Origin of the sequence: Streptomyces sp. NPDC059201, from assembly GCF_042754585.1 — a bacterium.
GTDB lineage: Bacteria > Actinomycetota > Actinomycetes > Streptomycetales > Streptomycetaceae > Streptomyces.
Window position 1 is genome coordinate 366,180 of sequence record NZ_JBHZBB010000004.1, and the last position, 26,619, is coordinate 392,798.

22 protein-coding genes are annotated in these 26,619 nt (G+C 71.7%); 9 read left to right on the top strand and 13 right to left on the bottom strand.

Annotated elements, in window-relative coordinates; genetic code table 11:
* Nucleotides 1-134 precede the first annotated feature (134 nt).
* A complete protein-coding gene (locus ACFXMG_RS16115; protein WP_383827222.1) occupies nt 135-818 on the bottom strand; it encodes an alpha/beta fold hydrolase in 684 nt (227 codons plus the stop codon).
* A 200-nt stretch (nt 819-1,018) separates the two neighbouring features.
* Here ACFXMG_RS16115 and ACFXMG_RS16120 point away from each other — a divergent pair, with 200 nt between their 5' ends.
* On the top strand, nt 1,019-3,247 hold the full coding sequence (locus tag ACFXMG_RS16120; RefSeq protein WP_383827199.1) for a hypothetical protein: 2,229 nt from the start codon (nt 1,019-1,021) through the stop codon (nt 3,245-3,247).
* 101 nt (nt 3,248-3,348) lie between these two features.
* On the top strand, nt 3,349-3,816 hold the full coding sequence (locus ACFXMG_RS16125; RefSeq protein WP_383827196.1) for a MarR family transcriptional regulator: 468 nt from the start codon (nt 3,349-3,351) through the stop codon (nt 3,814-3,816).
* Between the two features lie 85 nt (nt 3,817-3,901).
* Here the strand turns inward: ACFXMG_RS16125 and ACFXMG_RS16130 are convergent, their stop codons facing one another.
* Nucleotides 3,902-5,305 (bottom strand): PQQ-binding-like beta-propeller repeat protein, encoded by a 1,404-nt coding sequence (locus ACFXMG_RS16130; RefSeq protein ID WP_383827193.1) that lies wholly within the window; start codon nt 5,303-5,305, stop codon nt 3,902-3,904.
* A gap of 120 nt (nt 5,306-5,425) precedes the next feature.
* On the opposite strand from ACFXMG_RS16130, the gene ACFXMG_RS16135 reads away from it, so the two are divergent.
* Nucleotides 5,426-6,025: a DinB family protein gene (locus ACFXMG_RS16135; protein ID WP_383827191.1), complete on the top strand. Its 600-nt coding sequence runs from the start codon at nt 5,426-5,428 to the stop codon at nt 6,023-6,025.
* A 2-nt stretch (nt 6,026-6,027) separates the two neighbouring features.
* On the opposite strand, the gene ACFXMG_RS16140 is transcribed toward ACFXMG_RS16135, so the two are convergent.
* Entirely contained in the window at nt 6,028-6,972 is a 945-nt protein-coding gene (locus ACFXMG_RS16140) for a helix-turn-helix domain-containing protein (protein WP_383827189.1), read from the bottom strand.
* Between the two features lie 156 nt (nt 6,973-7,128).
* Between ACFXMG_RS16140 and ACFXMG_RS16145 the strand changes: the two genes are divergently transcribed.
* Both ACFXMG_RS16145 and ACFXMG_RS16150 read left to right on the top strand, forming a co-directional pair.
* A complete protein-coding gene (locus ACFXMG_RS16145) occupies nt 7,129-7,524 on the top strand; it encodes an ATP-binding protein (RefSeq protein ID WP_383827186.1) in 396 nt (131 codons plus the stop codon).
* Between the two features lie 286 nt (nt 7,525-7,810).
* Nucleotides 7,811-8,620: a helix-turn-helix domain-containing protein gene (locus ACFXMG_RS16150; protein WP_383827184.1), complete on the top strand. Its 810-nt coding sequence runs from the start codon at nt 7,811-7,813 to the stop codon at nt 8,618-8,620.
* A gap of 275 nt (nt 8,621-8,895) precedes the next feature.
* Here ACFXMG_RS16150 and ACFXMG_RS16155 read toward each other — a convergent pair whose 3' ends face one another.
* From ACFXMG_RS16155 to ACFXMG_RS16165, 3 genes are all read right to left on the bottom strand, one after another.
* A complete protein-coding gene (locus ACFXMG_RS16155) occupies nt 8,896-9,657 on the bottom strand; it encodes a class I SAM-dependent methyltransferase (RefSeq protein WP_383827181.1) in 762 nt (253 codons plus the stop codon).
* A gap of 9 nt (nt 9,658-9,666) precedes the next feature.
* Entirely contained in the window at nt 9,667-10,197 is a 531-nt protein-coding gene (locus tag ACFXMG_RS16160; protein ID WP_383827178.1) for a hypothetical protein, read from the bottom strand.
* Nucleotides 10,198-10,278: 81 nt separating this feature from the next.
* Nucleotides 10,279-10,767: a hypothetical protein gene (locus ACFXMG_RS16165; protein ID WP_383827175.1), complete on the bottom strand. Its 489-nt coding sequence runs from the start codon at nt 10,765-10,767 to the stop codon at nt 10,279-10,281.
* A gap of 240 nt (nt 10,768-11,007) precedes the next feature.
* Between ACFXMG_RS16165 and ACFXMG_RS16170 the strand changes: the two genes are divergently transcribed.
* Entirely contained in the window at nt 11,008-12,309 is a 1,302-nt protein-coding gene (locus tag ACFXMG_RS16170; protein ID WP_383827172.1) for a M28 family metallopeptidase, read from the top strand.
* A gap of 82 nt (nt 12,310-12,391) precedes the next feature.
* Here ACFXMG_RS16170 and ACFXMG_RS16175 read toward each other — a convergent pair whose 3' ends face one another.
* Together ACFXMG_RS16175 and ACFXMG_RS16180 are read right to left on the bottom strand one after the other, a co-directional pair.
* Entirely contained in the window at nt 12,392-13,564 is a 1,173-nt protein-coding gene (locus tag ACFXMG_RS16175) for an outer membrane lipoprotein carrier protein LolA (RefSeq protein WP_383827170.1), read from the bottom strand.
* A 140-nt stretch (nt 13,565-13,704) separates the two neighbouring features.
* On the bottom strand, nt 13,705-14,715 hold the full coding sequence (locus tag ACFXMG_RS16180; RefSeq protein ID WP_383827167.1) for a polyprenyl synthetase family protein: 1,011 nt from the start codon (nt 14,713-14,715) through the stop codon (nt 13,705-13,707).
* A gap of 218 nt (nt 14,716-14,933) precedes the next feature.
* On the opposite strand from ACFXMG_RS16180, the gene ACFXMG_RS16185 reads away from it, so the two are divergent.
* Together ACFXMG_RS16185 and ACFXMG_RS16190 are read left to right on the top strand one after the other, a co-directional pair.
* Complete coding sequence (locus ACFXMG_RS16185) at nt 14,934-16,439, top strand: peptide MFS transporter (protein WP_383827165.1); 1,506 nt, start codon at nt 14,934-14,936, stop codon at nt 16,437-16,439.
* A gap of 45 nt (nt 16,440-16,484) precedes the next feature.
* A complete protein-coding gene (locus ACFXMG_RS16190) occupies nt 16,485-18,482 on the top strand; it encodes a CocE/NonD family hydrolase (protein ID WP_383827162.1) in 1,998 nt (665 codons plus the stop codon).
* An 83-nt stretch (nt 18,483-18,565) separates the two neighbouring features.
* On the opposite strand, the gene ACFXMG_RS16195 is transcribed toward ACFXMG_RS16190, so the two are convergent.
* Nucleotides 18,566-19,921: an LAETG motif-containing sortase-dependent surface protein gene (locus ACFXMG_RS16195; RefSeq protein ID WP_383827159.1), complete on the bottom strand. Its 1,356-nt coding sequence runs from the start codon at nt 19,919-19,921 to the stop codon at nt 18,566-18,568.
* A gap of 282 nt (nt 19,922-20,203) precedes the next feature.
* On the opposite strand from ACFXMG_RS16195, the gene fahA reads away from it, so the two are divergent.
* Nucleotides 20,204-21,427 carry a fumarylacetoacetase gene (fahA, locus tag ACFXMG_RS16200; protein ID WP_383827156.1) on the top strand — a complete coding sequence of 408 codons (1,224 nt, stop codon included), beginning with the start codon at nt 20,204-20,206 and terminating at the stop codon, nt 21,425-21,427.
* Nucleotides 21,428-21,430: 3 nt separating this feature from the next.
* On the opposite strand, the gene ACFXMG_RS16205 is transcribed toward fahA, so the two are convergent.
* From ACFXMG_RS16205 to ACFXMG_RS16220, 4 genes are all read right to left on the bottom strand, one after another.
* Nucleotides 21,431-22,255 (bottom strand): carbohydrate-binding protein, encoded by an 825-nt coding sequence (locus ACFXMG_RS16205; protein WP_383827154.1) that lies wholly within the window; start codon nt 22,253-22,255, stop codon nt 21,431-21,433.
* A gap of 40 nt (nt 22,256-22,295) precedes the next feature.
* Nucleotides 22,296-23,225, bottom strand: a complete 930-nt coding sequence (locus tag ACFXMG_RS16210) for an AraC family transcriptional regulator (RefSeq protein WP_383827151.1) — start codon at nt 23,223-23,225, stop codon at nt 22,296-22,298.
* A gap of 156 nt (nt 23,226-23,381) precedes the next feature.
* Nucleotides 23,382-25,031, bottom strand: a complete 1,650-nt coding sequence (gene nuoN / locus ACFXMG_RS16215) for an NADH-quinone oxidoreductase subunit NuoN (RefSeq protein ID WP_383827148.1) — start codon at nt 25,029-25,031, stop codon at nt 23,382-23,384.
* Nucleotides 25,028-26,614, bottom strand: coding sequence for an NADH-quinone oxidoreductase subunit M (locus ACFXMG_RS16220; RefSeq protein WP_383827145.1), 1,587 nt, complete (start codon nt 26,612-26,614; stop codon nt 25,028-25,030). Before ACFXMG_RS16220 ends, nuoN begins: the two co-directional genes overlap by 4 nt.
* Between the last annotated feature and the right edge of the window lie 5 nt (nt 26,615-26,619).

Here is a 26,619-nt window from a genome sequence, read left to right on the forward strand (position 1 = left end):
GTCACCCAGGCGAGTGTTCCTCACACGGCCCGGACCGACGTTCCGATGATCAGTTCGACACGGCGAGCCCTCGGAGATCGGGTACTGGGGGGGCACCGCGGACTGAGGGGGACCGCCCGCCGCTGCTGCTGCTTTCAGGGGCGTGCCGCCTCCGCGAGTGTGCGGGCGAGGGCGTGGGGGCGGGTGGTCATGGGCCAGTGGCCGGAGTCGAGGTCGGCGTAGGTGAGGTGGCGGGCTCGGGCGAGTTCGGGGCTCTCGCCCCCGGCGATCCACTCCTCGGCCTGGGCGGGGGTGAACTCGGGGCAGACGACCACGACGGGGACGTCGAAGCGGCGCTCGTCGGTCAGGCGGACGACGCCCTTGGCGACCCCCTCCGGGACGGGGACCGCGGCGGAGGCGAACCGGTCCCGGGCCGCCTCGTCCAGGTCGGCCGCGTCCGGGCCCTCGAAGGGACCCCAGCCGGGGAAGGGCATGACGCCGTCCTCGATGGCGAAGAGGTCGGCGTAGGCCCGCCCGTCGGCGGCCGGGAAGCCGCCGACGAGGACGACCCCCGCCACCCTCCCCGGGCGCGCGTCGGCCGCCAGCCAGGCGAGGCTCGCCGCCGCCGAGTGCCCCACGACCAGCGGCTTCCCGGGCGCCGCGTCGACCGCCGCGAGCACCGCGTCCAACTGGTCCGCGAGCGTCGCGGACGCGTCCCCGTCCCCCTGGCCCGGGAGGGCGACCGGCACGGGCCGGTGGCCGAGGGCGGTGAGCTCGGGCACGACCTCGTCCCAGGCGGATCCGTCGAGCCAGAGGCCGGCGATGAGCAGGATGTCCACGGCGGTACTCCCGGTGAGGCGTCGGTTCACGTCGGTCGTCGGCACGCTACCGGGCGCCTCTGACAGTCGGGCGCCTCTGACCCGGGCGGCGGCCCCGGAGTCGTACGACCGTCGCACGAACCTCGTACAACCATTCGCCCTGTGGCGTGTCTTACAGGAGAGGCGCATGGTGCGCCTGTTGTCTCCGGGAGGAATGCCCCGTGCCCCTGGCCCGTTCGCCCCGCCGCCGGCTCACCGCCGCCGTCACCACCGTTCTCGCCGTCACCCTCGGGGCGAGCGCGCTGACCGCCCCCGCGGGCGCCGCACCCGGGACGGGGGTACGCAACGCGGTGGGCGCAGCGGGTGCGACGGAACTCGACGCGGACCTGATCGCGTACCCGGCGGAGGGCGAGCTGGCCGGCGTCGGGCTGACCGGCTTCCTCACGCGCGGCCCCAGCGGCATCGCGACGTTCCAGCCGTACGCGGGCGGCCCGGTGCAGGTGTACGACGAGGCCGCCTTCCTGACCTCGACGCGGACCGCCGACTTCGTCGTCGACTGGGCGCCGGGCAAGGTCATCCAGCGGGACCTGGCCACGAACACCACCCTGGTGGTCCTCACCGGAGAGGCCGCGGGCGACCCGCAGTACGCCGGGGCGGCGGGCGACGCCGTCTACACGACCGTCCGCAGCGAAACCGGAACCGGCACGGATACGGTGCTCCTCAAGCACACCGTGGCGGCCCCCGCCGGCGAGCCGGTGACCGGGCTTCCCGCGGGCGCGGGCGGCTTCGCGATCGAGCCCGCGACCCCGGACCACGCGGAGATCACCTTCTCCCAGGGCGGTGCCCGCAAGTGGGGCCTGCTGGATCTCGCCACCGGCACCCTGACCGGGATCCGCGCGGCCGTCCCCGCCGACCGGGCCTCCTCCGCGACGCACACCGCCTGGGTCGAGGACGACGACACGAGCCTCCCGCCGCGGGTCTTCGTCGCGGACCGGGCCACCGGTGACGTACAGGAGGTCCCGGGCATCGACGAGGCGGCGTTCGCCGGCTTCCACGTCGGGCTGGCCGGGAACTGGGTCCTGTACGGCCAGCCCGGCGGCATGGCCAACTCCCGCCCCGGCGCCCACTACCCCCTGACCGCGTACCGCCTCAGCCCGGCCGGCACCACGACGTCGGAGAAGCTGTTCGACCACGCCTACCAGGTCGCGCCCGCCCCCGACGGCAGCCTGTACGTGCGCGGCGGCATCGTCGGACAGGGCGAGGGCCTGTACCGGGTGACGGACGAGGGCGGTACGAAGCCGAAGGTCGTGAAGGTCGCGACGACCGGGCGGCCCACGGAGATCGTCGCGACGAACGTGACCGTCCCCCCGGCCGTCCTCGACCTCGACGCCGCCGCGAACGAGGACGGGTTCGGCTTCCGGTTCGCCCTCTCCCGCAGGACGGGGGACGTGACGCTCACCGTCCGCCACGTGCGGACCGGGCAGACCACGACCGTCGAGAGCGGCTCCCGCGACGCCGACGTACGGCTCCACTGGGGGAAGACCGCGTGGGCCGAGGCTCCCCACAACGGCGACCACACCTGGAAGCTGACCGTCCGTCCGGACAACGGCATCGGCCCGGACGCGGTGCTCCAGGGCGGCTTCAAGGTCGTCCGCAAGACGCAGCCGCACGACTTCAACGACAACGGCACCCCCGACCTCCTCACCCGGGACACGGCGGGCCGCCTGTGGCGCGACGACCTCCTGCCCGACGGGACCCGGGAGGCCGGGAAGCGGGCGCTCCTCGGCTCCGGCTGGAACGTGTACGACCGGATCGAGGCCGCCGGGAACCTGGGCGGTTCGGCGGTGGGCGACCTGCTGGCCCGCGACACGTCCGGGGTCCTGTGGCTCTACACGGGCACCGGCGCGGGCAACTTCGCGGGCCGGCTCAGGGTCGGCGGCGGCTGGCAGGCGTACGACCAGATCGCCTCCGGCAGCGACCTGACCGGCGACGGCCGCGCGGACGCCGTAGCCATCGACAGGTCCGGCGTCCTCTGGCTCCACCCCGGCACCGGCGACGCCAAGTCCCCCTTCGCCACCCGCAAGAGGATCGGCGCCGGCTGGTCCGCCTACAACGACCTCACCGCCACCGGAAACCTCGCGGGCGGCCCCGCGGGCGACCTCGTGGCCCGCGACAAGGCCGGCGTCCTGTGGCAGTACCTCGGCAAGGGCGACGGCACGCTCGCCCCCCGCACGGAGATAGGCCGCGGCTGGAACCCGTACCGCCCCCTCATCGCCACGGGCGACACCGACACCGACGGCCACCCCGACCTCATCGGCATCGGCAAGTACCACCTCCACACCCCGAACACCCTGTTCCGAGGCACGGGCAACTGGAAGACCCCCTTCCGCCCCGGCACACCGATGAACCTGACCCGGGTAGGCGGCAACGACACGGACCTCGTGTTCTGACGCCGGGGCGAGCGCCCCCTCCCCCGCAACCTCCTTGATCTCAAGCGCACTTGAGGTCCTAGCGTGAACGTATTCCGTCGTCACGGCACGAGGAGGAAGACATGGGTGGGACGCTCAAGGAGTACTCACGGGAGGAGCTGGCCGGTCAGCCCATCGGGGCGTGGACCGGCCTGGCGGCCCGGCTGGTGGTCGGTGCCCTCCGCGAGCAGCTGGCGGCGGAGGGCCTGACCCAGCCGCACTGGTGGACGCTCAACCACGTCGCCGTGCAGCCGGGCGCCTGGAGCCGCGCGGCCCTGGTCGAGCGGCTGACGCCGTGGGACGACCGCAGAACGGACTTCGAAGCCGTCTTCGACGACCTGGTCGCCCGCAGCTGGATGACGGAGGACGACGCGGGCCGGATGACCCTGACGGAGGAGGGCGAGGCAGGCCGCGCCCGCGCCCGTGACCGCACCGCCCGCGTCCACCAGCAAGTCCACCAGGGCATCGCCCCGTCCGACTTCGCGACCACCATCGACGTCCTCCGCCGCATGGTCGCCAACCTGGGCGGCGACGGCAACCTCCCCGGCTGACCCGAAGCGGACGACACCCAGGCCCCCGCCCCCGGTCGTCTGGACCGGGGGCCGGGGGCCGGGGGCTGGAGCCCTGGGAGGCCCGTCAGATGGGCTGGGTGGGGAAGATGAAGAGGCCGTCGGGGGTGCGGAGGAGGGCTTGGCCGTTGGTCGTGAACTGGGGGAGCTCTTCGATGTCGGAGGCCAGGAGCTTCTTGTCGTCGGCGTCCAGGGCGGCGCCGGTGCCGTCCAGGTGTGCGTAGAGGACGCCGTTGCCGGGGAGGGCGTTCGGGGTGATCGACACCTCGTCCTCGGCCTGGCGCCACAGCTCCTTGCCGGTCTCGGTGTTCCAGGCGACCGCTCCCCCGCCGTACTGCACCACGGTGGTCTTGCCGTCCGGCGAGATCACGCTGCCGTCGTCGTCCAGGGTGACGGTGACCTCGGCGGCCGGACCCTCCGCGAGCCGGCGCCCGCTCTTGAGGTCGATCAGCGTCATGACCACCTCGGAGTCCCCGTACAGGGACCATTCGAGGAGGGCCTTGTCGCCCTGGTACGGCATCAGCCGCGCGCTGGTCGCCTTGTCCTCCGTGATCTTCTTCGCGAGGGCCGCCGGCGGGGTGAGGCTCTGGGTGTTCCACACCTTCGCGTCGGTCCGGATGTCCTTGGCGGTCAGCCACTCCGCGTAGGGCTGGAAGGAGATGTCCTGCTCGGAGGAGTAGCCGAAGCCGGGGCCGACCGCGTTCTTGAGGTCGACGGAGGTCTCGATCTCCACCGGCGCCCCGCCGCCGATCGGGATGAACGTCGTGCCGGAGCCGGACGTGTCCACAAGGTGGCCGTTCCGGAGCGGGGTGGACATGTGGTCGTCCCCGTCGAAGGACGCGCTGCCCAGCTTCTCGCCGGACGGCGCGTACATGGTCAGCTCGGCCTTGGTGGACGCCTTCTTCAGGCCGTCCGCCGGGGTCTCGACGCGCTGGCGGACCAGCAGCGCCGGCGAACCGTCCGTCCACTCGCCCACCTGCACGACGGCGTTCGTCGGGTGGTACGTGGACCCCTCGATCTCCGGATCCGCCAGCTCGAACTTCTTGCGCTCCTGGCCGGTCTTCGCGTCGAGCAGCCGCGCGGTGTACATCCGCTTGTCCGCCTCCCCGCTGGAGCCGGTGACGATGACGGCGTCGCCGACCGTGCAGACGTCGAGGCTCGCCGTGCTCTCCTCGGACGCCTCGCTCGCGCAGTTCCCGGCCTCGTCGCTCGACAGGCTCCAGGCGGGCGTCGCGGCGAGCCCGGGGATCGGCTTGCCCTGGTAGACGGGCTCCTTCGGCGCGCCGGACGCGGACTCGGACTCGGTGCCGGTCGGCGTGGCCGTGCCCGTCGCCGTCTCCGCGCCGCCGGGCGCCTTGGCATCGGCGTCCGCGCCGCCGCCGGAGCATCCGGTCACGAGACCCACGGACAGCACCAGACCGAGCGCCGCCGCCGCCGTATTCGTCGTCTTACGTATGTGATTGCGGTTCAACTTGCTTCCCCGTATTCCTCTTTACGTGTTCACGTCCAACGGATCACCCTACTTCGAGCCTTGATCACGCCGAAGCCGGGAGCTTGAGGAGGCGCACCGCCCGTGGCAGGCTCATGCCGCATGATCGATGAGTCGTTCGCGAAGGCCCACCTGCACAGGAGACTGCGGCGGGACCACGAGGCCCTGCTCTGGAAACTCGACGGCCTGTCCGATTACGACGCCCGCCGGCCTCTGACCGCGACCGGGACGAACCTCCTCGGCCTGGTCAAACACGTCGCCACCGTCGAAGCGAGGTACTTCGGCGAGGTCTTCGACCGCCCCTCCCCGGAACCGCTCCCCCGCTGGCAGGACTCCGACGGCGGCGACCTGTGGGCGAGCGAGGACGAGACCCGCGAGCAGATCACCGCCTTCTACCGGCGCACGTGGGGACACGCGGACGCGACGATCGAAGCCCTCCCCCTCGACGCCCCCGGCCACGTGCCGTGGTGGCCGGAACCCGCCCCCAACACGACCCTCTTCGCCGTCCTGATCCACGTCCTGGGCGAGACCAACCGCCACGCAGGCCACGCCGACATCCTGCGCGAGACCCTGGACGGCCGGACCGGCCTACGCCCCGAACACGAGCAGCGGATCGACGAAGAGGCCCGCGCGGCGTACCGCACGAAGATCGAGCAGGCGGCCAGGTCGGCGACCAGGTCGGCCGCACCGAGCGAAACGTAGAGTCACGTCTCCTTGTGCAACCGGTGGATGAAGTCGCGTGACTCCGCCGGAGTGAGTGCCTGGCCGCGGATGATGCCGTAGCGGAGCTCCAGGGGCCTGAGCAGTTTGGGGTCGGTCGTCGGGCGGTCGCCGTTGACGTGCTCGGCGTGGCCCGCCGCCGTGCCGTCGGCGAACTTCAGCAGGTGGATCATCCCGGCCAGGCCCGGATGGTCCGCGTAGGCGGTCGGCATCACCTGGATCTCGACGTTCGGCAACTGCGCCACCTCCAGCAACCGCTCCAGCTGCCGCCGCATCACGTCCCGCCCGCCCACGGGCCGCCGCAGCGACATCTCCTCCAGCACGAAGCTGAACTCGGGGGCCGGAAGCCTGCCGAAGGCTTTCTGCCTCCCGATCCGGAGGGCCACGTACCTCTCCAGCTCCTCCGGCCGGTACAGCGGGCGAAAGGTCCGCATGATCGCTCGCGCGTACTCCTCGGTCTGGAGCAGGCCCTGGAGGCAGTAGATGGTGTACAGGGCGAACTCGACCGCCTGGCCCTCCAGCTTCGCGAGGCTGCGCGGCCTCTTGGGGTACCGGACGGCCAGGACGTCCTGCTTCATCGCGGAGATGATCCCGTTCGCATCGAGCTTCTCGTCCGCCTTGTCCAGGAACTCGGGACGCGGGATGCGGGAACCTCCCTCGACCTTCCGGACGATGGCCTCGCCGTACCCCATCATCCGCCCCAACTCGCCCGCCCGCAGACCCTTGGCCTCCCGCCACATCCTGAGCTGGCGCCCGACCATGACCACGATCGCCGCACCCGAGTCGTCGCCGGGAGTCAGATCCCAGGTCGGCCCTTCGGAAACCGCACCCGCCTTGGCCTTGCCCGCGTTCACACGCACCACCACCCCGTCCACCCGATCCACGCCTTCCACCCCTTCCACCTCTTCCACCCCTTCCACCTCTTCCATCCCTCCCATCCCTCCCATCCCTCCACCCCGCCCGGGACAACCGTGGACACGCCTGGACAACCGCAGGACAGTGACCGTACGTAAGGGCGTTTTCGGGCCGCAGCGTAGGCGGAAGGCGCCACGCTGGGTCACATGAACCCGGAAACCAGCCAACTCATGGCGACTGCACGCCACTTCACCCTCCAGCTCTCCTCGACGCCCAGAGGGGCCCGGCTGGCGCGGTTGCTCGCTGTCGAGCAGGTACGCGCCTGGGGGCTGGAGGACTCGATCGGCGCGGCGGAGCAGGTCGTGGCCGAGCTGGCGAGCAATGCCGTGACGCACGGGCATGTGCCGGGGCGGGACTTTCGGCTGCGCGTGATCGCCACGGGGGCGGCCCTCCGGATCGAGGTGACGGACACGCGGGGTGACCGCGTACCGGTCACCGGGGGTCACGACGGAAGCGGCGAGGGCGGTCGCGGGCTGTTGATCGTCGAGGCGTTGTCGCGGGGGTGGGGGGTGCGGCCCGGGCCGGCTCCGCAGAAGACCGTCTGGGCCGAGATCCCGCTGCCTTGACGGGCCTCTTCCCTCCCCTCCGCGTCACCCTCCACCGCGTCGTGGGCGTCCGCGACGCGGTGGGGCGCGACGTAAAGACAAAAGACGGGGAAAGTACCTACCCAACCCCTCCAGCCTCCCCGCCAGAGGCCCGTCACTCACTCGGGTGACTTACGTGAACTGGGCTGGATTTGGGGCGGGTTGCCTGGCATATGCTCACGCCACAACCCCAGAAACGCGTCGGCCCCCGGCCGGGATTGCAGTCCCGGCCGAGGGCCTGACCACCGAGGAAGGCAACAACTTCCCGATGGCTTCGAAGCACCCTAACGCGCCCCTGCGCGCCTCCGGGCTCGTTCATCGCAATGTCCGGCTCACCACGCGGTACGTCGTCGTCAGCAACGACCTCGCCCAGCACGCGAAGCTCTCCTTCACCGCGATCGGGATCGCCGTGTACATCCAGTCGCTGCCCGCCGGTGCGCACGTCGGGATCAAGGCGCTCGCGGCGGAACACCAGGAGAGCGAGCTGAGGATCGCCGCGGCGATGCGGGAGCTGGAGGCGCACGGGTTCCTCGCACGGACGCGCGAGCGGATGCCGGACGGGCGGTTCCTGCCGCGTACGGTCTCGTACAACCGGCCGGGGGCTGAACCCGATCCCGTACGGAAGACTCCGCCGCCCTCCACGGACGAGGAGCCGGCGCCCCCGCGAGCCTTCGCGCGGAAGGCCCCGCGGGCGGCCGAGCCGCCGAAGCTGGCGGACGTGCACCTGCCGGGCGCCGCGCTCCTGACGGGTCTGCGCGCGATCGAGCCCCTGCTGCTGCTGTCCGAGCAGGACGTGCGGCGGTTGGCCCCCGGGGTGACGGCGTGGCTGGAGCGCGGCGCGCACCCCGACGCGGTGCGCCGCACTCTCTGCGCGGCCCTGCCCCACGACCTCGCGCACCCGGCGGGCCTCCTAGCCCACCGCCTCGCGGCACTCCTCCCACCCCCACTCCCCGCGGGCCCGTCCGTCGCGCCCCAGACCCCGTTCCAGAACTGCGACGACTGCGAACGAGCCTTCCGCGCACCGGAACCGGGCCGCTGCCGAGAGTGCGAGTCCGTGGCCGGAGACGCGGCCGCCTGAGGCGATGCCCGTCCCTCGTTCCTGACCGCCGCCGCCTCCAGGCGGACCAGGCCCCGCCGGAACTCGGCCCTGGCCGGAGACGCAGCCGCAGCCGCGTGACGCGGCCCGGCGGCCCTCACCGGCGGGAGAACACGGCCACGTCGTAGCACTCCAGGACCGGCCGGGTCTCGCTCCTGGCCACCGCCTCCAGGCGGGCCAGGCCCCGGCGGAACTCCTCCTCCGGGAATGCGAGGCCCTGGCCGCAGACGCGGCTGCCCGACGCGGCCCGGTGGCCCTCACCGGCGCGAGAACACGGCCACGTCGTAGCGCTCCAGGACCGGGCGGGTCTCGTTCCTGGCCGCCGCCTCCAGGCGGGCCAGGCCCCGGCGGAACTGCTCCTCCGTGAGGTGGGTGAACTTCGACTGGGGGCGGGCGGCCAGCCGGGCGGCGTACTCCGCGAGGTTCGGCGCGACCGGCTGGGCGAAGGAGGTGACTTCCTCCAGGGTGAGCCCGGCGGAGACGAGGTCGGCGACGACTTCGGCCTCCCCCGGGAAGCGCTGCTCGTCTATCGGGCGGAGCTCCGGCCAGTAGTCGTAGACGACCGCGTCGAGGCGTTCGCGGAAGGTGGTGCGGATGAGCGCGCGCCCTCCGACGCGCAGGACGCGGACCAGTTCGCGGGCCGCACGCGCGCGGTCGGGGAGGTGGTGGATCACGCGGGACATCAGCACCAGGTCGAAGGCGTCCGCAGCGGCGGGGACGGCCTCCGCCTCGCCCGCCAGGTACCGCACGGCGGGGTGCGGGTGATGCCGACGGGCCTCGGCGAGCATCGCCTCGGACGCGTCCACGGCCACGACCTCGCTGCCCTCAATCCAGCGGGCCATCGCAGCGGAGAAGACCCCCGTCCCGGATCCGATCTCCAATATGCACAGAGGCCGGGACGGCCGTCCGCGCCCATGGGCAGCGATCAGCGCGACCCACGCGCGCAGCGACTCCTCGGGCATCTCGTTGCCGAACTCGTACGCGCCGGCGAGACGTTCGTCGTCATAGACACGGTTCATGCGGGCTGCCTACCCCCGGATGGTCACCAGGAGCCACGCCACCGGGAGCGCGAGGAGGCCGAGGGCGACGGCGCCGACCAGGCTCGCGAGCCAGACGAAGAAGTAGCCCTCGCCATCGCGGAACCGACCCCGCCGGGCGGACGCGAACATCCAGTGCCCCGGCAGGCCGAACGTGGCGGCGGTCCAGCCGGCGAAGACCACGTACTCGGCGGCGGTGAGCGGTGACGGTTCGAAGACGTCACCGCCGACGAGCCGGACGTCGAGGCGGGTGCCGGGCTGATGATCGTCGGCGGCGGAGCGAAGCAGTACGTGCCGAGCGGGGGCGGAAGCCGATGTGGGGACGTACGTACCCCGGCAGTGGGTGTCCTCCGAGTCCAGCCCCTCGAAGCAGCCCGAGACCACGAAGGTCCCGGTAGGCCCCGCGATACCGCTCACCGCGCCCAACCGCGCCCCGAACAACACCCAGACCACACCCGCCCCCGCGAGCAGCCACAACACGGCCACCCCGCCCAACACCCGCCAGCCCCAACCCCGTTCCATACGAAACCCCTCCCCCAGCCAGGGCCCTACCCGACACCCGGAACCGCCACACAGGACGGAGGCCCGGAGGCCCGCCCGCGCCTAGCGCGGGATCGCCTGCTCCCCGTTCGCCATGAAGACCGTGTCCGCGGCGCAGGGGGCGGGAGCGTCCGCGTGGGTGCCCGTGCCGCCGCCCAGGCCCACCTTGTCGCCCTCTCGGGCGAAGAGTCGGCCCTCGGGGGTGTAGACCGCCGCCTTGCCGGACTCCTCTCGGACCGACCAGCCGTGGGCCCAGACGACGGGGGTCGCGTCCGCGCGCCTGGTGGACTTCACGGCTACGCAGCCTTCCTCCGTGACGACGAGGGTGCCGGGGAAGTGGGCGTACAACGCGGCCGAGGGATCGTCTGCGGATCGCGTCGCCAGGTGGAGCGTTCGTGCCTTCGGGGTCTCCACCACCGTCACCGCTTTCGGCGGGTTCGGCAGTGTGTCCGCCTCCGCCTTCGCGCCTCCGCAGCCCGTCACTGCCGCGCCGAGCAGTGCCATCCCCGCGAGGACCACCAGACCGCCCCGGGCGCGTTTTCCGATCGTCATCACCCGCTCCCTCCGAAATTGACCGCACACCGACACAAGCACTCCCACCATAGGGGCAGCCCCACGTGTCCGCTGAGCGAACTCCACCGTCCTGAATGCGTCTTGACGCGACCTCAGATCTTCACCCACCATTCAGCACGCACTCGCACGCACTCGCACAGCTCCAACGCCTCGCGTCACCCACGGCGCGAGGCGCTCGCACGTTCCGTCCCATCCCCGTTCGGAATCCGGAGCCCCCACATGAAGCTCTCCGTGAGACTGTCCGCCCTGGCCGGTTCCTCGGCCCTCGTCCTCGGCGCCCTCGCCGGGGCCGCGCCCGCGACCGCCGCGCCCACCGGCGCCACCGCCGCGCCGGACATCCCGCTCGCCAACGTCAAGCAGCACCTCACCGACCTCCAGGCCATCGCCACCGCCAACGGCGGCAACCGCGCGCACGGCCGGACCGGCTACAAGGCGTCCATCGACTTCGTGAAGGCCAAGCTGGACGCGGTCGGATTCACCACGTCCGTCCAGCAGTTCACGTCCAACGGCGCCACCGGCTACAACCTGATAGCCGACTGGCCCGGCGGCGACCCCAACCAGGTCATCATGGCCGGCTCGCACCTCGACTCGGTCAGCTCGGGCCCCGGCATCAACGACAACGGCTCCGGCTCCGCCGCCGTCCTGGAGGCCGCGCTCGCCGTCGCCCGCGCCAACTACCAGCCCACCAAGCACCTGCGCTTCGGCTGGTGGGGCGCGGAGGAACTGGGCCTCGTCGGCTCCAAGTACTACGTGAACAACCTCGCCACCGCCGAGCGTTCGAAGCTCAAGGGCTACCTCAACTTCGACATGATCGGCTCGCCGAACCCGGGTTACTTCGTCTACGACGACGACCCCACCATCGAGCAGACCTTCAAGAACTACTTCTCCGGCATCGGGGTCCCCACCGAGATCGAGACCGAGGGCGACGGCCGCTCCGACCACGCCTCCTTCAAAAACGTCGGCATACCCGTCGGCGGCCTGTTCACCGGCGCCAGCCGGGTCAAGACCAGCGCCCAGGTGAGCAAGTGGGGCGGTACGGCCACGGCCTTCGACCGCTGCTACCACTCCTCCTGCGACACCACCTCGAACATCAACGACACGGCCCTCGACCGCAACAGCGACGCCGTCGCCCACGCGATCTGGACCCTGTCCGGCGGCTCCACCCCGCCCACCGGGACCGTCTTCGAGAACACCGCCGACGTGACCATCCCGGACAACGGCGCCGCGGTGACCTCCTCCGTGACCGTCTCCGGCGTCACTGGCAACGCCCCGGCCGCCCTCGCCGTCGGCGTGGACATCGTCCACCCCTGGCGCGGTGACCTCGTCGTCGACCTCGTCGCCCCCGACGGCACGGTCTACAACCTGCACAACCGGACCGGCAGCAGCGCCGACAACATCCAGCAGACCTTCACCGTGAACGCCTCCTCCGAGGTCGCCAACGGCGTCTGGAAGCTGCGCGCCCAGGACACCGCGTCCGCCGACGCCGGCTACATCAACGGCTTCAAGCTGACCTTCCCGTAAGCCCGTAAGCCCGAAAGCCACCCGGGTGGGCCGGTGTCCTTCTCCCGGCCCACCCGGGCTCCCAACATGACTACTACTCGTGCTACTTCGCCGCGTTCGCCGCGTCCACCAGCGCCTGCGGGGTCACCGCGCCGACGTAGACCTTGCCGTCGTCCGTCATCAGCGCGTTGACGATCTTCGTCTTGAAGACCGTGCCGGAGCCGAACTTCCCGCTCACCTTGTCGCCGAGCGAGTCCAGGAAGCCCTGGAACTCCTTCGGCGCCTCCTCCGTCTTCGGGGCCGCCGCGCCGGTGTCGAAGGCGGCGATGGTCGTCCAGCCCTCCCCGATCACGTTGACGTCGCCCTCGCCGAAGCCACCGAGGTCCGCGAGACCGCCGAACTCCTTCTCCAGGTCCTTCGGCGCCGCCTTCTCGACCTCGTCGCCCTCCGTGACCTTCGCGCCCTTCGGGACGGTGAAGTCGAACTCCGAGGCCGCAGGCTTGCCGAAGTCGACCTTGGTGAAGCCCGCGTCGAGGACCGGCTTGCCGCCGCTGGTGGAGTCCAGGGTGAACTTCAGCGGCGTGCCGTTCGCCGCGTCCACCGCGATCGTGATCGCGTCGACCGTCGAACCCTGCTGCTTCGGCTCGATGACCAGGCGGTACGCGTCCCGGCCGGCCACCTTCGCGGTGCCGCCGACCGTGATGGACGTCGTGTCACCGGCGGCCTTCAGGACCTCGTCCGCGAGCTCCTTGGGGCTGGCCGGGAGCTCCTCCTCCGGGGCCGGGCCGCCGTCCTCGACGCCCTTCTCGTGGAAGACCTCGTTCGACCGGGAGTCGTACGCCCACACCTCGTCGCCGTTGTGGATCAGGCTGTACTGCTCCTTGCCGTCGAGCAGCGTCAGCTTCTGCCGCTCGGGGCCGTCGGCCGCGATCCGCAGGGTGTGCGTACCGGAGACGAGCTTGCTGAGCTGCGCGGACGGGTCGGCGGAGCCGGAGCCCTCGCCGGAGCCCTCCGGCGCGCCGCCCAGGCCGCCCGCGATCCCGCCGAGCAGCCCGTCCAGGGCCGGCAGGCCGAGGTCCGTGGAGACCTTGAAGGTGCCGGACAGGGTCTGCGTGTCCGAGGACGCGATCTTCTCGATGAGCTGCTGGGCCGTGATCTCCGGCAGGTCCGGGTCACCGGACGCGGCGAGCGCCGGGACGAGTCCGATCGTCGCGGCGGCGACTCCGGCCACCGCGACCGGGACGACGTACCGACTCGTCTTTCGCTTTGCTGCCATGGTCTGTGATCCCTCCGTGCCCTGGCGGACTGCTGGACTGCTTCTCGATGTCTCCATCTCACCAGGGCGGGGCCGGACAATCGTCAGCCTGGGGGCTCAACCTCGCGTACCCCTCCGGGATGACAGACCCTAGGGGGCCGTCAGCCCGCGCGATGCACCACCGCGTCGCACAGCTCCTGGAGGGCCGACTTGGCGTAGCCGTCGGGCAGCGGCTCCAGCATGGCCCTGGCCTCCTCCGCGTACCGCACGGTGTCCCGGCGGGCCTGCTCCAGGGCGGGGTGGACGCGGAGCCGGCGGAGTACCTCGGTGTGCCGCGTGTCGTCGGTGAGGTCGCCGTCGATCAGGGCGACGAGCTCCAGGTCCTCGGCGCGGCCGTGGGCGGCCGCGGCGGCCCGGAGGCGGAGGACCGGGAGGGTGGGGACGCCCTCGCGGAGGTCGGTGCCGGGGGTCTTGCCGGACTCGTGGCCCTCGGAGGCGATGTCGAGGACGTCGTCGGCGAGCTGGAAGGCGACGCCGAGCCGCTCGCCGTACTGGGTGAGGACGGCGACGACGGACTCGTCGGCGCCGGACATCATGGCGCCGAAGCGGCAGGAGACGGCGACGAGGGAGCCGGTCTTGCCGCCGAGGACGTCGAGGTAGTGGTCGACCGGGTCGCGGCCGTCCACGGGGCCCGCGGTCTCCAGGATCTGGCCGGTGACGAGGCGCTCGAACGCCTCGGCCTGGATCCGTACGGCCTCCGGGCCGAGGTCCGCAAGGGTGTGCGAGGCGCGGGCGAAGAGGAAGTCACCCGTGAGGACGGCGAGCGAGTTGCCCCAGCGGCTGTTGGCGCTGGGCACGCCCCGGCGCACGGCCGCCTCGTCCATGACGTCGTCGTGGTAGAGCGTCGCCAGATGGGTGAGCTCGACGACCACGGCCGAGGGCACCACGCCGGGCGCGTACGGGTCGCCGAACTGGGCGGCGAGCATCACGAGCAGCGGGCGGAACCGCTTGCCGCCGGCGAGCACCAGGTGCTGCGCGGCCTCGGTGATGAAGGGGACATCGCTCTTGGTGGCGTCGAGGAGGCCGGCCTCGACGGCCGCCAACCCGGTCTGGACATCGGCCTCAAGAGCCTGGTCCCGCACGCTAAGACCGAACGGCCCGACGACGGTCACGAGGGGGTCTCCTGTCTGCTGACGCCTGCTGACGATCACATGGCGACCATCACATGGTTTCGGTGGTGATCACACGGTGTTCGTGGTCACACGGATTGTCGATGTGTCGCTGGGATTCACTCAAGCCAGCGTATCCGGTCACGTTTCGATCACCGTGGGCGCCTTCCCGTCACCCCCGGTATGTTCGTGATCAGCTGATACGACATGGAGTGCGTCAATTGTCTCGAACAGCGATCGACAAGGACCCGAACGGGGAGCTGCCGCCCCCCGAGGACGACCGCGCCTTCCTGGGTCACCCGCGCGGACTGCTCGCCCTGTCCGGTCTGGAGGTCTGGGAGCGGTTCTCGTTCCTCGGCATGCAGGCGATCCTCGTCCTGTACTTCGCCGCCGCCGTGTCGGACGGCGGGCTCGGCATGGCGTCGGGCACCGCCGCCTCCGTCTCCGCGGCCTACGGCACGCTCGTGTACCTGGTCTCGGTGGCGGGCGGCTGGCTCGCCGACCGGATCCTGGGCTCGTACCGGGCCGTCCTGTGGGGCGGCATCCTCATCGCCTGCGGCCACTACTCCATGGCGGTGCCCACCGCCGCCATGACCTGGGTCGGCCTCGGCCTGATCAGCGCCGGTACCGGCCTGCTCAAGCCGAACGTGGCCACCATGGTCGGCAAGCTCTACGCCACCGACGACGACCGGCGCGACGCCGGTTTCGCCCTCTACTACATGGCGATCAACATCGGCGCCTTCGCCGGACCGCTGATCACCGGCTGGCTCGCCGACCACAAGGGCTACCACTGGGGCTTCTCGGCCGCCGCCATCGGCATGACCTTCGGCCTGATCCAGTACGTCGTCGGCCGCCGCCACCTCGCCGGGAAGAAGCACTCCGCCGAGTTCCCGCTGGCGCCCGACGCCATGCGGCACGCGGTGCGGCTGATGATCGTCGGCGCGGTCGTCGTGGCCGCCGCCGGCATCGCCCTGGCGGCCGCGGGCTGGCTGACCATGGCCCGGTTCGTGGACGTGCTGACGGTGATCTCGGTGATCGCCCCGGTCGTCTACTTCTGGGTGATGTTCACCAGCCCCCGGGTCACGGCGGAGGAACGCGGCCGGCTCAAGCCGTACGTCGTGCTCTTCCTGGCCTCGGTCGCCTTCAACTTCATCCTCTTCCAGGCGTACTCGACGATGATCCTGCTGGCCTCCACCAACGCCCGCACGACCATCCTCGGCTTCGACTTCCCTGCGAGCTGGTACGCCTCCGCCCTCGGCGCCTTCGAGGTGGCCCTGGCGCCCGTGGTGGCCGCCGTCTGGGCCCGGATGGGCCACAAGCAGCCGCACGCCTCCAACAAGATCGCCTTCGGCGTGATCCTGGGCGGCCTGTCGTTCCTCCTGATGGTCCTGCCGACCTCGGGGCACGCCGACGACACGTACCAGATGGCCGCCTGGTGGATCGTGGGCTCCTACCTGCTCCTCGGCCTCGGCGACGTGCTCCTGGAGACCTCCGGCATGTCCGCCACCAGCAAGCTCGCGCCGAAGGCGTTCTCCAGCCAGACGATGTCGCTCTGGTTCCTCTCCCTCGCCCTGGCCAACGGCATCCAGGCGCAGACCGTGAAGCTCTACGACGACGTGTCCAAGCCCGCCTACTTCGGCGTCAACGGCGCCATCGCGGTCGTCGTCGGCCTCGCCGTCATCGCCCTGGCGCCCTGGCTGCGCCGCACCATGCACCCCGTCCACTGAGGTACCGCCATCCGCTGAGGTACTGCCATCCCCCGAGGTACTGCCATGCGCATCCGCACCGACTATCCGTACGAGACCCGGCACGAGGACGTCCGCATCCCGATGCCGGACGGAACCCTCCTGTACGCGCGCGTGTGGCGGCCGCTCACCGACGAGCCCGTCCCCGCCCTCCTGGAGTACCTCCCCTACCGGCTCACCGACTGGACCGCGCCCCGCGACTGGCAGCGCCACCCCTGGTACGCGGGCCACGGCTACGCCTCCGTACGGGTGGACGTGCGCGGCCACGGCAACAGCGAGGGCCTGCCCGGCGACGAGTACGACGCCACCGAGCTCGCCGACGGCGTCGCCGTCGTGCACTGGATCGCCCAGCAGGAGTGGTGCACGGGCAAGGTCGGCATGTTCGGCATCTCCTGGGGCGGCTTCAACAGCCTCCAGATCGCCGCCCTCGCCCCCGAACCGCTCAAGGCCATCGTCACGGTCTGCTCCACCGACGACCGCTACGACAACGACGTCCACTACATGGGCGGCTCCGTCCTCGGCGTCGACATGCACGCCTGGGCGGCCACCATGCTCGCCTTCGTCTGCCGCCCGCCGGACCCGCGGTACGCGGGCGAGGAGTGGAAGGAGCTGTGGCTGCGCCGCCTGGAGGCCGTCGAACCCTTCGTCCACACCTGGCTCTCCCACCAGACCCGGGACGACTACTGGAAGCACGGCAGCGTCTGCGAGGACTACCCGGCGATCCAGGCGGCCGTGCTCGCCGTCGGCGGCTGGCACGACCCGTACCGCGACACCGTCCTCCGTCTGGTCGAACACCTCCCCCAGGACCGCGTGCGCGGCCTCATCGGCCCCTGGTCCCACCAGTACCCCGACCGCGGTCTGCCGCCCGGGCCCGCCATCGGCTTCCTCCAGGAGACGCTGCGCTGGTGGGACCACCACCTCAAGGGCGCGGACAACGACGTGATGGCCGAGCCGCTGCTCCGCTCCTGGATCAGCGAGTCGCACCCGCCGGCCACCGTCTACGCGGAGCTGCCGGGCCGCTGGGTCGCCGACCCGTCCTGGCCGTCCCCGCACGTCACCCCGGTGACGTACGCCTTCCAGGGCGAGCACGCCGTCGTCGACTCGCCGCAGCAGACCGGCATCGACGCGGGCCGCTTCTTCCCCTTCGGCAACGACGCCGACCTGCCGCCCGACCAGCGCGACGAGGACGCCCACTCGGCCTGCTTCGACTTCCCGGTGCCGCTGGATGGCGCCCCGATCGAGATCCTCGGGCGGCCCTCCGTCAAGCTCAGTGTCATGACCCCGGCGCCCACCGGGCAGATCGTCGCCCGGCTCTGCGACATCGGCCCGGACGGCTCCTCCACCCTGGTCACCCGCGGCGCCCTCAACATCTCGGCCCGCTACGGGCGCGACCGGGCCGTCGACGCCCAGCCGGGCGAATGGGAGGACTACGTCTTCGAACTGAACGGCATCGGGCACACCTTCCCGCCGGGCCACCGGGTCCGGCTCGCGATCTCCTCCGCGTACTGGCCGTGGATCTGGCCGCAGCCCGACGCCGCCGGCTTCACGCTCGACCCGGTGGGCTCCTCCCTCACCCTTCCGGTCCGCGCCCACACGGAGGACGCTGTCTCCTTCGAGGAACCCGAGCAGTCCCCGCCGCTCGGCGTGTCGTCGCCGGAGAGCCTGGAGGAGACCCGCCCCGAACGGCTCGTGCTCCGGGACGTCGCCAAGGGCGAGTGGACCCTCCAGGTGGATCCGAAATACGGCGGCACGCGCGTGTACCCGGACGGCCTGGAGTTCACGGAGGACGCCGTGGAGACGTACACGATCGCCGAGGACGACCCGCTGTCCGCCCGCACCCGCTCGGAGTGGCACATCCGGCTCCACCGGCCGGAACTCGCCTGGGACGTCACGATCGACACCCGCTCGGAGATCACCTGCGACGCCGACGCCTTCCGTACCTCCGACGAGGTGGTGTGCAAGGCGGGCGGCGAGGTCGTCTTCCACCGCACCTGGGAGAAGCGGATCCCCCGCACGGCGGGCTGAGCCCTGGGCCGTACGGGGGATCGCGGTGAACGGTGGTGCCGAGGCTGACGGTGCTGCTCAGGTCAACCGTGGTGCCGTGGTGCCTAGGCGTTGGCCTTGCGGCGGCGGGCGAGGAACAGCGCGCCCGCGCCGAGCAGGACGGCCGCGGCGGCCGCCGCCGCGAGCCGCGGCATGGCGTCGTTGGAGCCGGTCGCGGCGAGCTCACCGCTGACCGCGGTCCGCGAGGAACCGCCCTGCGCGGAGGCGTTGCTCGACGACGTGGCCGCCGGGGCGGGGGTGGAGGTCGACGGGGACGGCTCCGGGGTCGGGGTCTGGGTGCCGGAGGTCGGCTTCTCCGACGGCGTCGGCTCGCCCTTGTCGGTGCCGGTGACGTCGAACCAGGCGTCGACGACCTTGTCGCTGATGCCGCAGGAACCGTCCTTGTTCCAGTACATCGCGTCGACGTTGACCACACCCGCGGTCTCGTGGGCGTCGCCGTCGACGGTCACGCGCAGCTTGACCTCGGACTTGTCACCCTTGTCGATCGCGCCGAACTCGACGGCGGCGAAGTCGTCGGAGACCTTCGTCCACTCCAGGACGTCCGCGGAGGACCACTCCAGCGTGACGTTGTCCTTGATCTCCGAGTCCTCGGGGTCCGACGGCTGCCCGTCCTCGCCCAGGCCCTCGAAGAGCGCGACGCCGGGCATGCCCTGGACGTCGTCCAGGTCCCGGCCCGAGAGGTTGGTGAGGGTCAGCGAGAAGATCCCGCTGCCGCCCGCCGCGATCTCCTCGGGACCGGTCAGCGAGAGGCCGAGGGCGTCGTCCTCGTTGCACCCCTCCATGACGTTCTTCCAGTACTCCAGGTCGTCCTTGGCGGTCTGGAGCTCCTCCTCGGCGTCCTCGATGTCCTCGCTGAGCCGCTCCCGCTCCTGGGAGCGCTCTTCGGCCGCGTCGACGATCGCCTGCCGGGCGTCCGTGAGGCGCGCGTCGGCGACGGTCTTGGCGTCGGTGGCCGTGGCGACGGCCTCCTCGGCGGTCGTGACGGCGGCCTCGGCCTCCGCCAGCTCCTCCTCGGTGGCCTCGGCGGGCAGCTTGTCGAGGTTGTCCTGGGCGGTCGCCAGGTCCGCCTCGGCGGTCGTCAGGGCGGTCTGCGCGGTCTCGACGGCCGTGGTGGCGGCGGTGAGTTCGGCGGCCAGGGCCTCGTCGACCTTGTTCTCGTCGATGGCCTTCTGGAGCTCCGCCAGCTCGCCCTTGAGCTTGTCGACCTTCGCCTGGGCGTCCTTGACGGCCGCCTCCAGCTCCTCGATCGACGGGCCGTCCTCGTCGTGCTCGGCCGTCCCGGCCGTCTGCTTCTGCGTCGGCTTCGGGGTGTCCGCGACGGCCGTGCCGGCGGAGAGGAACACGACCGGCGTCGTGACGGCGGCCGCCACGGCGGTCGCGAGAATGCGGCGAATCTTCACGTATGGACCTTTTCCTGGTCAGGGAAGAGTGGAGAGGGGCGCGCGCCCGCGGGATCTTCACGCGGGGGCGACACCGGCTTGATCGTATGGCCGGAACAGGCCCTGCGACAGGCGTGTTTAAGCAGCTCGGGCGGGGAACTGTCCCCTCCGGAGGAACAAGCCCGGCAAACCAGGGCAGTTGCCCACGGAGCCCCCGGTTTCTCTGTGATCCATGTCATCCTCGCCCGGCCGCCCGACCCGTAACGTGTCCCTCACCCCTCATCGAAAGCGAGGCACGCACCGATGCCCGAGCACAGCCCGCTCGACCTGGCCGAAGGCGACCCCTTCGGCCCGCACAACCTCCCGTACGGCGTCTTCTCCACGAGCGACGAGCCGCGCCGCCGGCTCGGCGTCCGGATCGGCGCGTACGTACTGGACGCGGGGGCCGCGGCGCACGCGCTGGGCTCCCCGTACGCCTCCCTGCTCGACCAGCCGAGCCTCAACCCGCTGCTCGCCGCCGGCCGGACCACCTGGCGGGACGTCCGCCGCGCGCTCACGGCCTGGCTGACGGTCCCCGCGCACCGCCCGGAGATCGAGCCGCTGCTGCACCCGCTGGACGCGGTGACGCTGCACCTGCCGTACGAGGTCGCGGACTACGTGGACTTCTACGCCAGCGAGCACCACGCCACCAACGTGGGCCACATCTTCCGCCCGGACGGCGAGCCGCTGACGCCCAACTGGAAGCACCTGCCCATCGGTTACCACGGGCGCGCGGGCACGGTCGTCGTCTCCGGCACCGACGTGACGCGCCCCTCGGGCCAGCGGAAGACGCCCGCCGACGCGGCGCCGGTCTTCGGCCCGTCGGTGAAGCTCGACATCGAGGCGGAGGTCGGCTTCCTCGTCGGCACCCCCTCCGAGCTGGGCAGCCCGGTGCCGCTCGCCTCCTTCCGCGACCACGTCTTCGGCCTGACGCTGCTGAACGACTGGTCGGCGCGCGACATCCAGGCGTGGGAGTACGTGCCGCTGGGCCCGTTCCTCGGCAAGTCCTTCCAGACCTCGGTCTCGGCGTGGGTCACGCCCCTGGAGGCCCTGGACGCGGCCCGTACCGCGCCGCCGGCCCGGGACTTCCCCCTCCTGCCGTACCTGGACGACGCGGCGGAGGAGGAGCCGGGCGGCTTCGACGTGCGGATCACGGTGGAGATCAACGGGGAGACGGTGGCCGAGCCGCCGTTCTCCACCATGTACTGGACGGCCGCGCAGCAGCTCGCCCACATGACGGTGAACGGCGCCTCGCTGCGCACCGGCGACCTGTACGGCTCCGGTACGGTCTCCGGCCCCGAGGTGGACCAGCGCGGCTCGCTCCTGGAGCTGACCTGGAACGGGCGGGACGCGATCGAACTGGCCGGTGGCAAGCGGACGTTCCTGGAGGACGGCGACGAGGTCGTCCTCACCGCGTGGGCCCCCGGCCCGGACGGCACCCGGGTCGGCCTGGGCGAGGTCCGGGGCCGGATCGCCCCCTCGGCCTAGCCCTTACCCCACGCGCCAGAGAGCGGGCACGTTCGGCGGCTCCCACCCGCCCTGGGCGGTGTGCGCCTGGAGGCACACATAGCCCAGGCCGCCGTACGTGACCCGGTCCCCGGCGACGTACGCCCGTCCGGCGGTCCAGGTGCCGCCGGGCGGGGCGGTCGTCGGCGTGGCGGTCGGCGACGGGCCCGGGTCCTGCTTCACGTCGAGCACGAAGTCGAAGGCCGCCTCGCGGCCCCCGCCGCCGTCCCTGACGGTCATCAGGAGCCGCGGGTCGAAGAGCGAATCGGTGTTGTTCCGGGGCTCGTTCGGGAAGTACAGCTGGGTCGTGAGCACCGGCCGGCCGGGCGCCTGCACCTTGACGTGGATGTGGCGGGTGCGGCCCGGGTAGAGGCCGGGCACGATGGTGGTGAGTTTGAACGCGCCGTCGGCGCCGGTGAACTGGTGCCCGCGGAATTTGAACCCGGTGTTGTCGTACGCGCCGTTGACGTCGGCCTGCCAGAAGTCCAGCAGGACCCCGGATATCGGCCGGCAGGCCCGCCCGAACACGTACCCGCTGACGGTCAGCCGCATGCCCGGCCCGTCCGGAAGGCTGCTCCGCAGCGGGGAGTTGGGCTTGAAGTAGGGCCCCTCCATCTGCGGCGGGGTCGGGTCGTCGCCGTCGTCACAGGTGGGGGTGAGGTCGAGGGCGGTGCCGCTGTCGCTCAGCGTCCGGGCGAGCGCCGGGACGCCCATGAGGACGACGGGCGCGGCCATCCCGGCCGCGAGCGCCGCCCGCAGCACGGCCTTGCGCGAGACGTGCCCGGTGCTGGTGTTGCTCTCGGTGTCCATGTGCCTGGCTCCTCAGGTGGGGGCTGGGATCGGCACGAACCTAGGCGGGCGCGGAGCCCGGTTCGATGGACGGAACGGGGCGGTCGTGGTGTTTTCGAAAGTCCCCCGGGCTGCGCCCGACCTCCCGCCGGAAGAACCGGCAGAAATAGGCCGGATCCTCGAACCCCACCCGCGCGCCCACCTGCCGCACCGACAGCGAGGTCGCCACCAGCAGCCGCTGCGCCTCCCGCACCCGCGCCTCCCGCAGCAGCGCGGCCGGCGTCCGCCCGGTGGCGCCCCGTACGACCTCGTTCAGATACCCCGGGGTGACCCCCAGCCGCTCGGCACACGCCCGTACGGAGAGCCCTTCGGCGGCGCCGGGACCGGCGATCCGCAGGAACTCCCCGGCGACCCCCCGCACGGCCGGCCCGACCCCGCCCCCGGCCCCGCCCCCCGGCACCCGCGCGGCCCGTACGAGCAGCACGTGCAGCAACGACCGCAGCACCCCCGCGAACCCGTCGTCCCCGCTCCGGTACTCCTCCGCCAGCTCCCCCATCAACAACGAGGTCCGCTCGTGCGCGGCGTCGTCCAGATCCACCCACGGCCGCTCCCCGAGCCGCCGCAGCAGCTCCTCGTCCCCGGCCCCGCCCACCAGGAACTCCGGCGTGAACAGCACCAGCGACCCCTCCAGCCCCCGCACCCCCTCCCACCGGTGCACCTGCCCCGGCAGGATCACCCCGAGCTGCGGCGGCCGCACGTCGTACCGCTCGGCGTCGATCACATGCACCCCGCTGCCCTCGACGACGTGCACGATCTCGTAGAACGTATGCCGATGCGGATAGTCGGCCCGCGACATCGGCCCCATCGCGTCGAACCCCCCGGCGGCGAACGGCACCTGCTCCGGCAACCGCAACTCCAGCCGATGCACCGGCGGCTCCCCGTCCCGCACCGCCTCACAGGGCACCCCGGGTAAGACCGTCGTCCCACGCACGAGCCGCCTCCTCAACAGGTACAGACCATTCGGTCCGTTCACGATCCCACGCGGACCGCCGCCTGTCAGGAGGACCGGGGGGCGCCCCCGGGCACGCGGAAGGGCCCGGCTCGCCCCCGAGCCGGGCCCTGCTCGCTTCGTGGTCCTTTCGTGGTTTTACCGGACGAAGACGCTCGCCTGGCTCGCCAGGTCCAGGAAGTACTGGGGTGCGAGGCCGAGGACCAGGGTGACGACGACGCCTGCCGTGATGGTGAGGGTCGTCAGGATCGAGGGCACGGCGACCGTGGGGCCGTCCGCCTTCGGCTCGCTGAAGAACATCAGCACGATCACCCGGATGTAGAAGAAGGCCGCCACCGCCGAGGCGATGACGCCGACCACCACGAGCGCGCCCGCGCCGCCCTCCGCCGCCGCCTTGAAGACCGCGAACTTGCCGGAGAATCCGGAGGTCAGCGGGATGCCGGCGAAGGCCAGCAGGAAGACCGCGAAGACGGCCGCGACGAGCGGCGAACGGCGGCCCAGGCCCGCCCACTTGGAGAGGTGGGTGGCCTCGCCGCCCGCGTCCCGCACCAGGGTGACGACGGCGAAGGCGCCGATCGTCACGAAGGAGTAGGCGCCCAGGTAGAAGAGGACGGACGAGATGCCGCTGGGCGTGGCGGCGATGACGCCCGCGAGCAGGAAGCCCGCGTGCGCGATCGACGAGTACGCCAGCAGGCGCTTGATGTCGGTCTGGGTGATCGCGACGACCGCGCCGCCCAGCATCGTGAGGATCGCGACGCCCCACATGACCGGTCGCCAGTCCCAGGTGAGGCCCGGGAGGACGACGTACAGCAGGCGGAGCAGCGCGCCGAAGGCGGCGACCTTGGTGGCGGCGGCCATGAAGCCGGTCACCGGGGTCGGGGCACCCTGGTAGACGTCCGGGGTCCACATGTGGAAGGGGACGGCGCCGACCTTGAAGAGCAGGCCGGTGAGGATCAGCGCGAAGCCGATGAGCAGCAGCGCGTCGTTCCCCATGGTCTCGGCGAGCGCCGGGTTCACCGAGCCGACCGAGCCGTCGACGACCCCGGCGATGGTGGCGTACGAGACGGAGCCCGCGTAGCCGTAGATCAGGGCGATCCCGAAGAGCAGGAAGGCCGAGGAGAAGGCGCCGAGCAGGAAGTACTTGACGGCCGACTCCTGCGACAGCAGCCGCTTGCGGCGGGCGAGGGCGCAGAGCAGGTACAGCGGGAGGGAGAAGACCTCCAGCGCGATGAAGAGGGTCAGGAGGTCGTTGGCGGCGGGGAAGACCAGCATGCCGGCGACCGCGAAGAGCGCGATCGGGAAGACCTCGGTGGTGGTGAAGCCCGCCTTGACGGCGGCCTTCTCGTGGTCGCCGCCCGGGACGGCGGCGGCCTCGGCGGCGAAGGAGTCGACCTTGTGGCCGTGGTCGGCCGGGTCGAGCCTGCGCTCGGCGAAGGTGAGGATCGCGACGATCGAGGCGAGCAGGATCGTGCCCTGGAGGAACAGGGCCGGTCCGTCGACGGCGATCGCGCCCATGGCCGCGATGCCGGCCTTGGTGGTGCCGTAGCCGCCGGCCGCGAGGCCGACGACGGCGGCGAAGGAGGCCGCGAGGGCCAGGACCGAGAGGAAGACCTGGCTGAGGTAGCGGCCCTTGCGGGGCACGAATGCCTCAAGGAGGACGCTGATGATGGCCGCGCCGACCACGATCAGCACCGGCGCGAGCTGGGTGTACTCGATCTTCGGTGCCGGGATCTTGTTCAGCGGCTCGGCGGCCGTCGTCCACAGGCTGTGGACAGCGAGGGCGTTCACTTGGCCGCCTCCACGTTCTGGACGGGAACTTCGGGCTGGGGGTCCGTCCGCTGCACGTCCGACATCGTGTGCCGGACGGCCGGGTTGACCACGTCCGTCAGCGGCTTCGGGAAGACGCCGAGGAAGAGCAGGACGGCGATGAGCGGGGCGACCACCGCGAGCTCGCGCGGCCGCAGGTCGGGCATCGCGCGGACCTCCTCCTTCACCGGCCCGGTCATCGTCCGCTGGTAGAGGACGAGGACGTAGAGCGCGGCGAGGACGATGCCGGTGGTGGCGACGATCCCGGCCACCGGGTAGCGGGCGAAGGTGCCCACCAGGACCAGGAACTCACTGACGAACGGGGCGAGTCCGGGCAGTGACAGCGTCGCCAGACCGCCCACGAGGAAGGTGCCGGCGAGGACCGGCGCGACCTTCTGCACACCGCCGTAGTCCGCCATGAGCCGCGAGCCGCGCCGGGAGATCAGGAAGCCGGCGACCAGCATCAGGGCGGCGGTGGAGATGCCGTGGTTGACCATGTAGAGCGTGGCGCCCGACTGGCCCTGGCTGGTCATCGCGAAGATGCCCAGGACGATGAAGCCGAAGTGGGAGATCGACGCGTAGGCGACCAGCCGCTTGATGTCCCGCTGGCCGACGGCGACCAGCGCCCCGTACACGATGCTGATGAGCGCCAGGACGATGATCGCCGGGGTGGCCCACTTGCTCGCCTCGGGGAAGAGGCCGAGGCAGAAGCGGAGCATCGCGAAGGTGCCGACCTTGTCGACGACCGCGGTGATGAGGACGGCGACCGGGGCGGTCGCCTCCCCCATCGCGTTCGGCAGCCAGGTGTGCAGCGGCCACAGCGGCGCCTTCACCGCGAAGGCGAAGAAGAAGCCGAGGAAGAGCCACTTCTCCGTGGAGGACGCCATCTCCAGCGAGCCGTTGGCCCGCGCCTCGGCGATCTCGGTGAGCGAGAAGTTCCCCGCGACCACGTAGAGCCCGATGACCGCGGCCAGCATGATCAGGCCGCCGACCAGGTTGTAGAGCAGGAACTTGACCGCGGCGTACGAGCGCTGCGCCGCCGCGTTCTCGTCGGTGCCGCTGTGCGCGCGGTCGCCGAAGCCGCCGATGAGGAAGTACATCGGGATGAGCATGGCTTCGAAGAGGATGTAGAAGAGGAAGACGTCGGTGGCCTCGAAGGAGAGGATCACCATCGCCTCGACCATGAGGATCAGGGCGAAGAAGCCCTGCGTCGGGCGCCACCGCTTGGAGGAGGTCTCCAGGGGGTCTGCGTCGTGCCAGCCGGCCAGGATGATGAACGGGATCAGCAGCGCGGTCAGCGCGATCAGCGCGACCCCGATGCCGTCCACGCCCAGCTCGTACCGGACGCCGAAGTCCCGGATCCAGGAGTGGGACTCGACGAGCTGGTAGCGGTCGCCGCCCGGCTCGAAGCGGGCGAAGACGAGCCCGGCGAGCACCAGCGTGACCAGCGAGACGATCAGCGCCAGCCACTTGGCGGTGGTGCGGCGGGCGGCGGGCACGGCGGCGGTGAGGATCGCACCGACCGCCGGCACCGCTGCCGTCGCCGTAAGGAGCGGGAAGGACATGACAG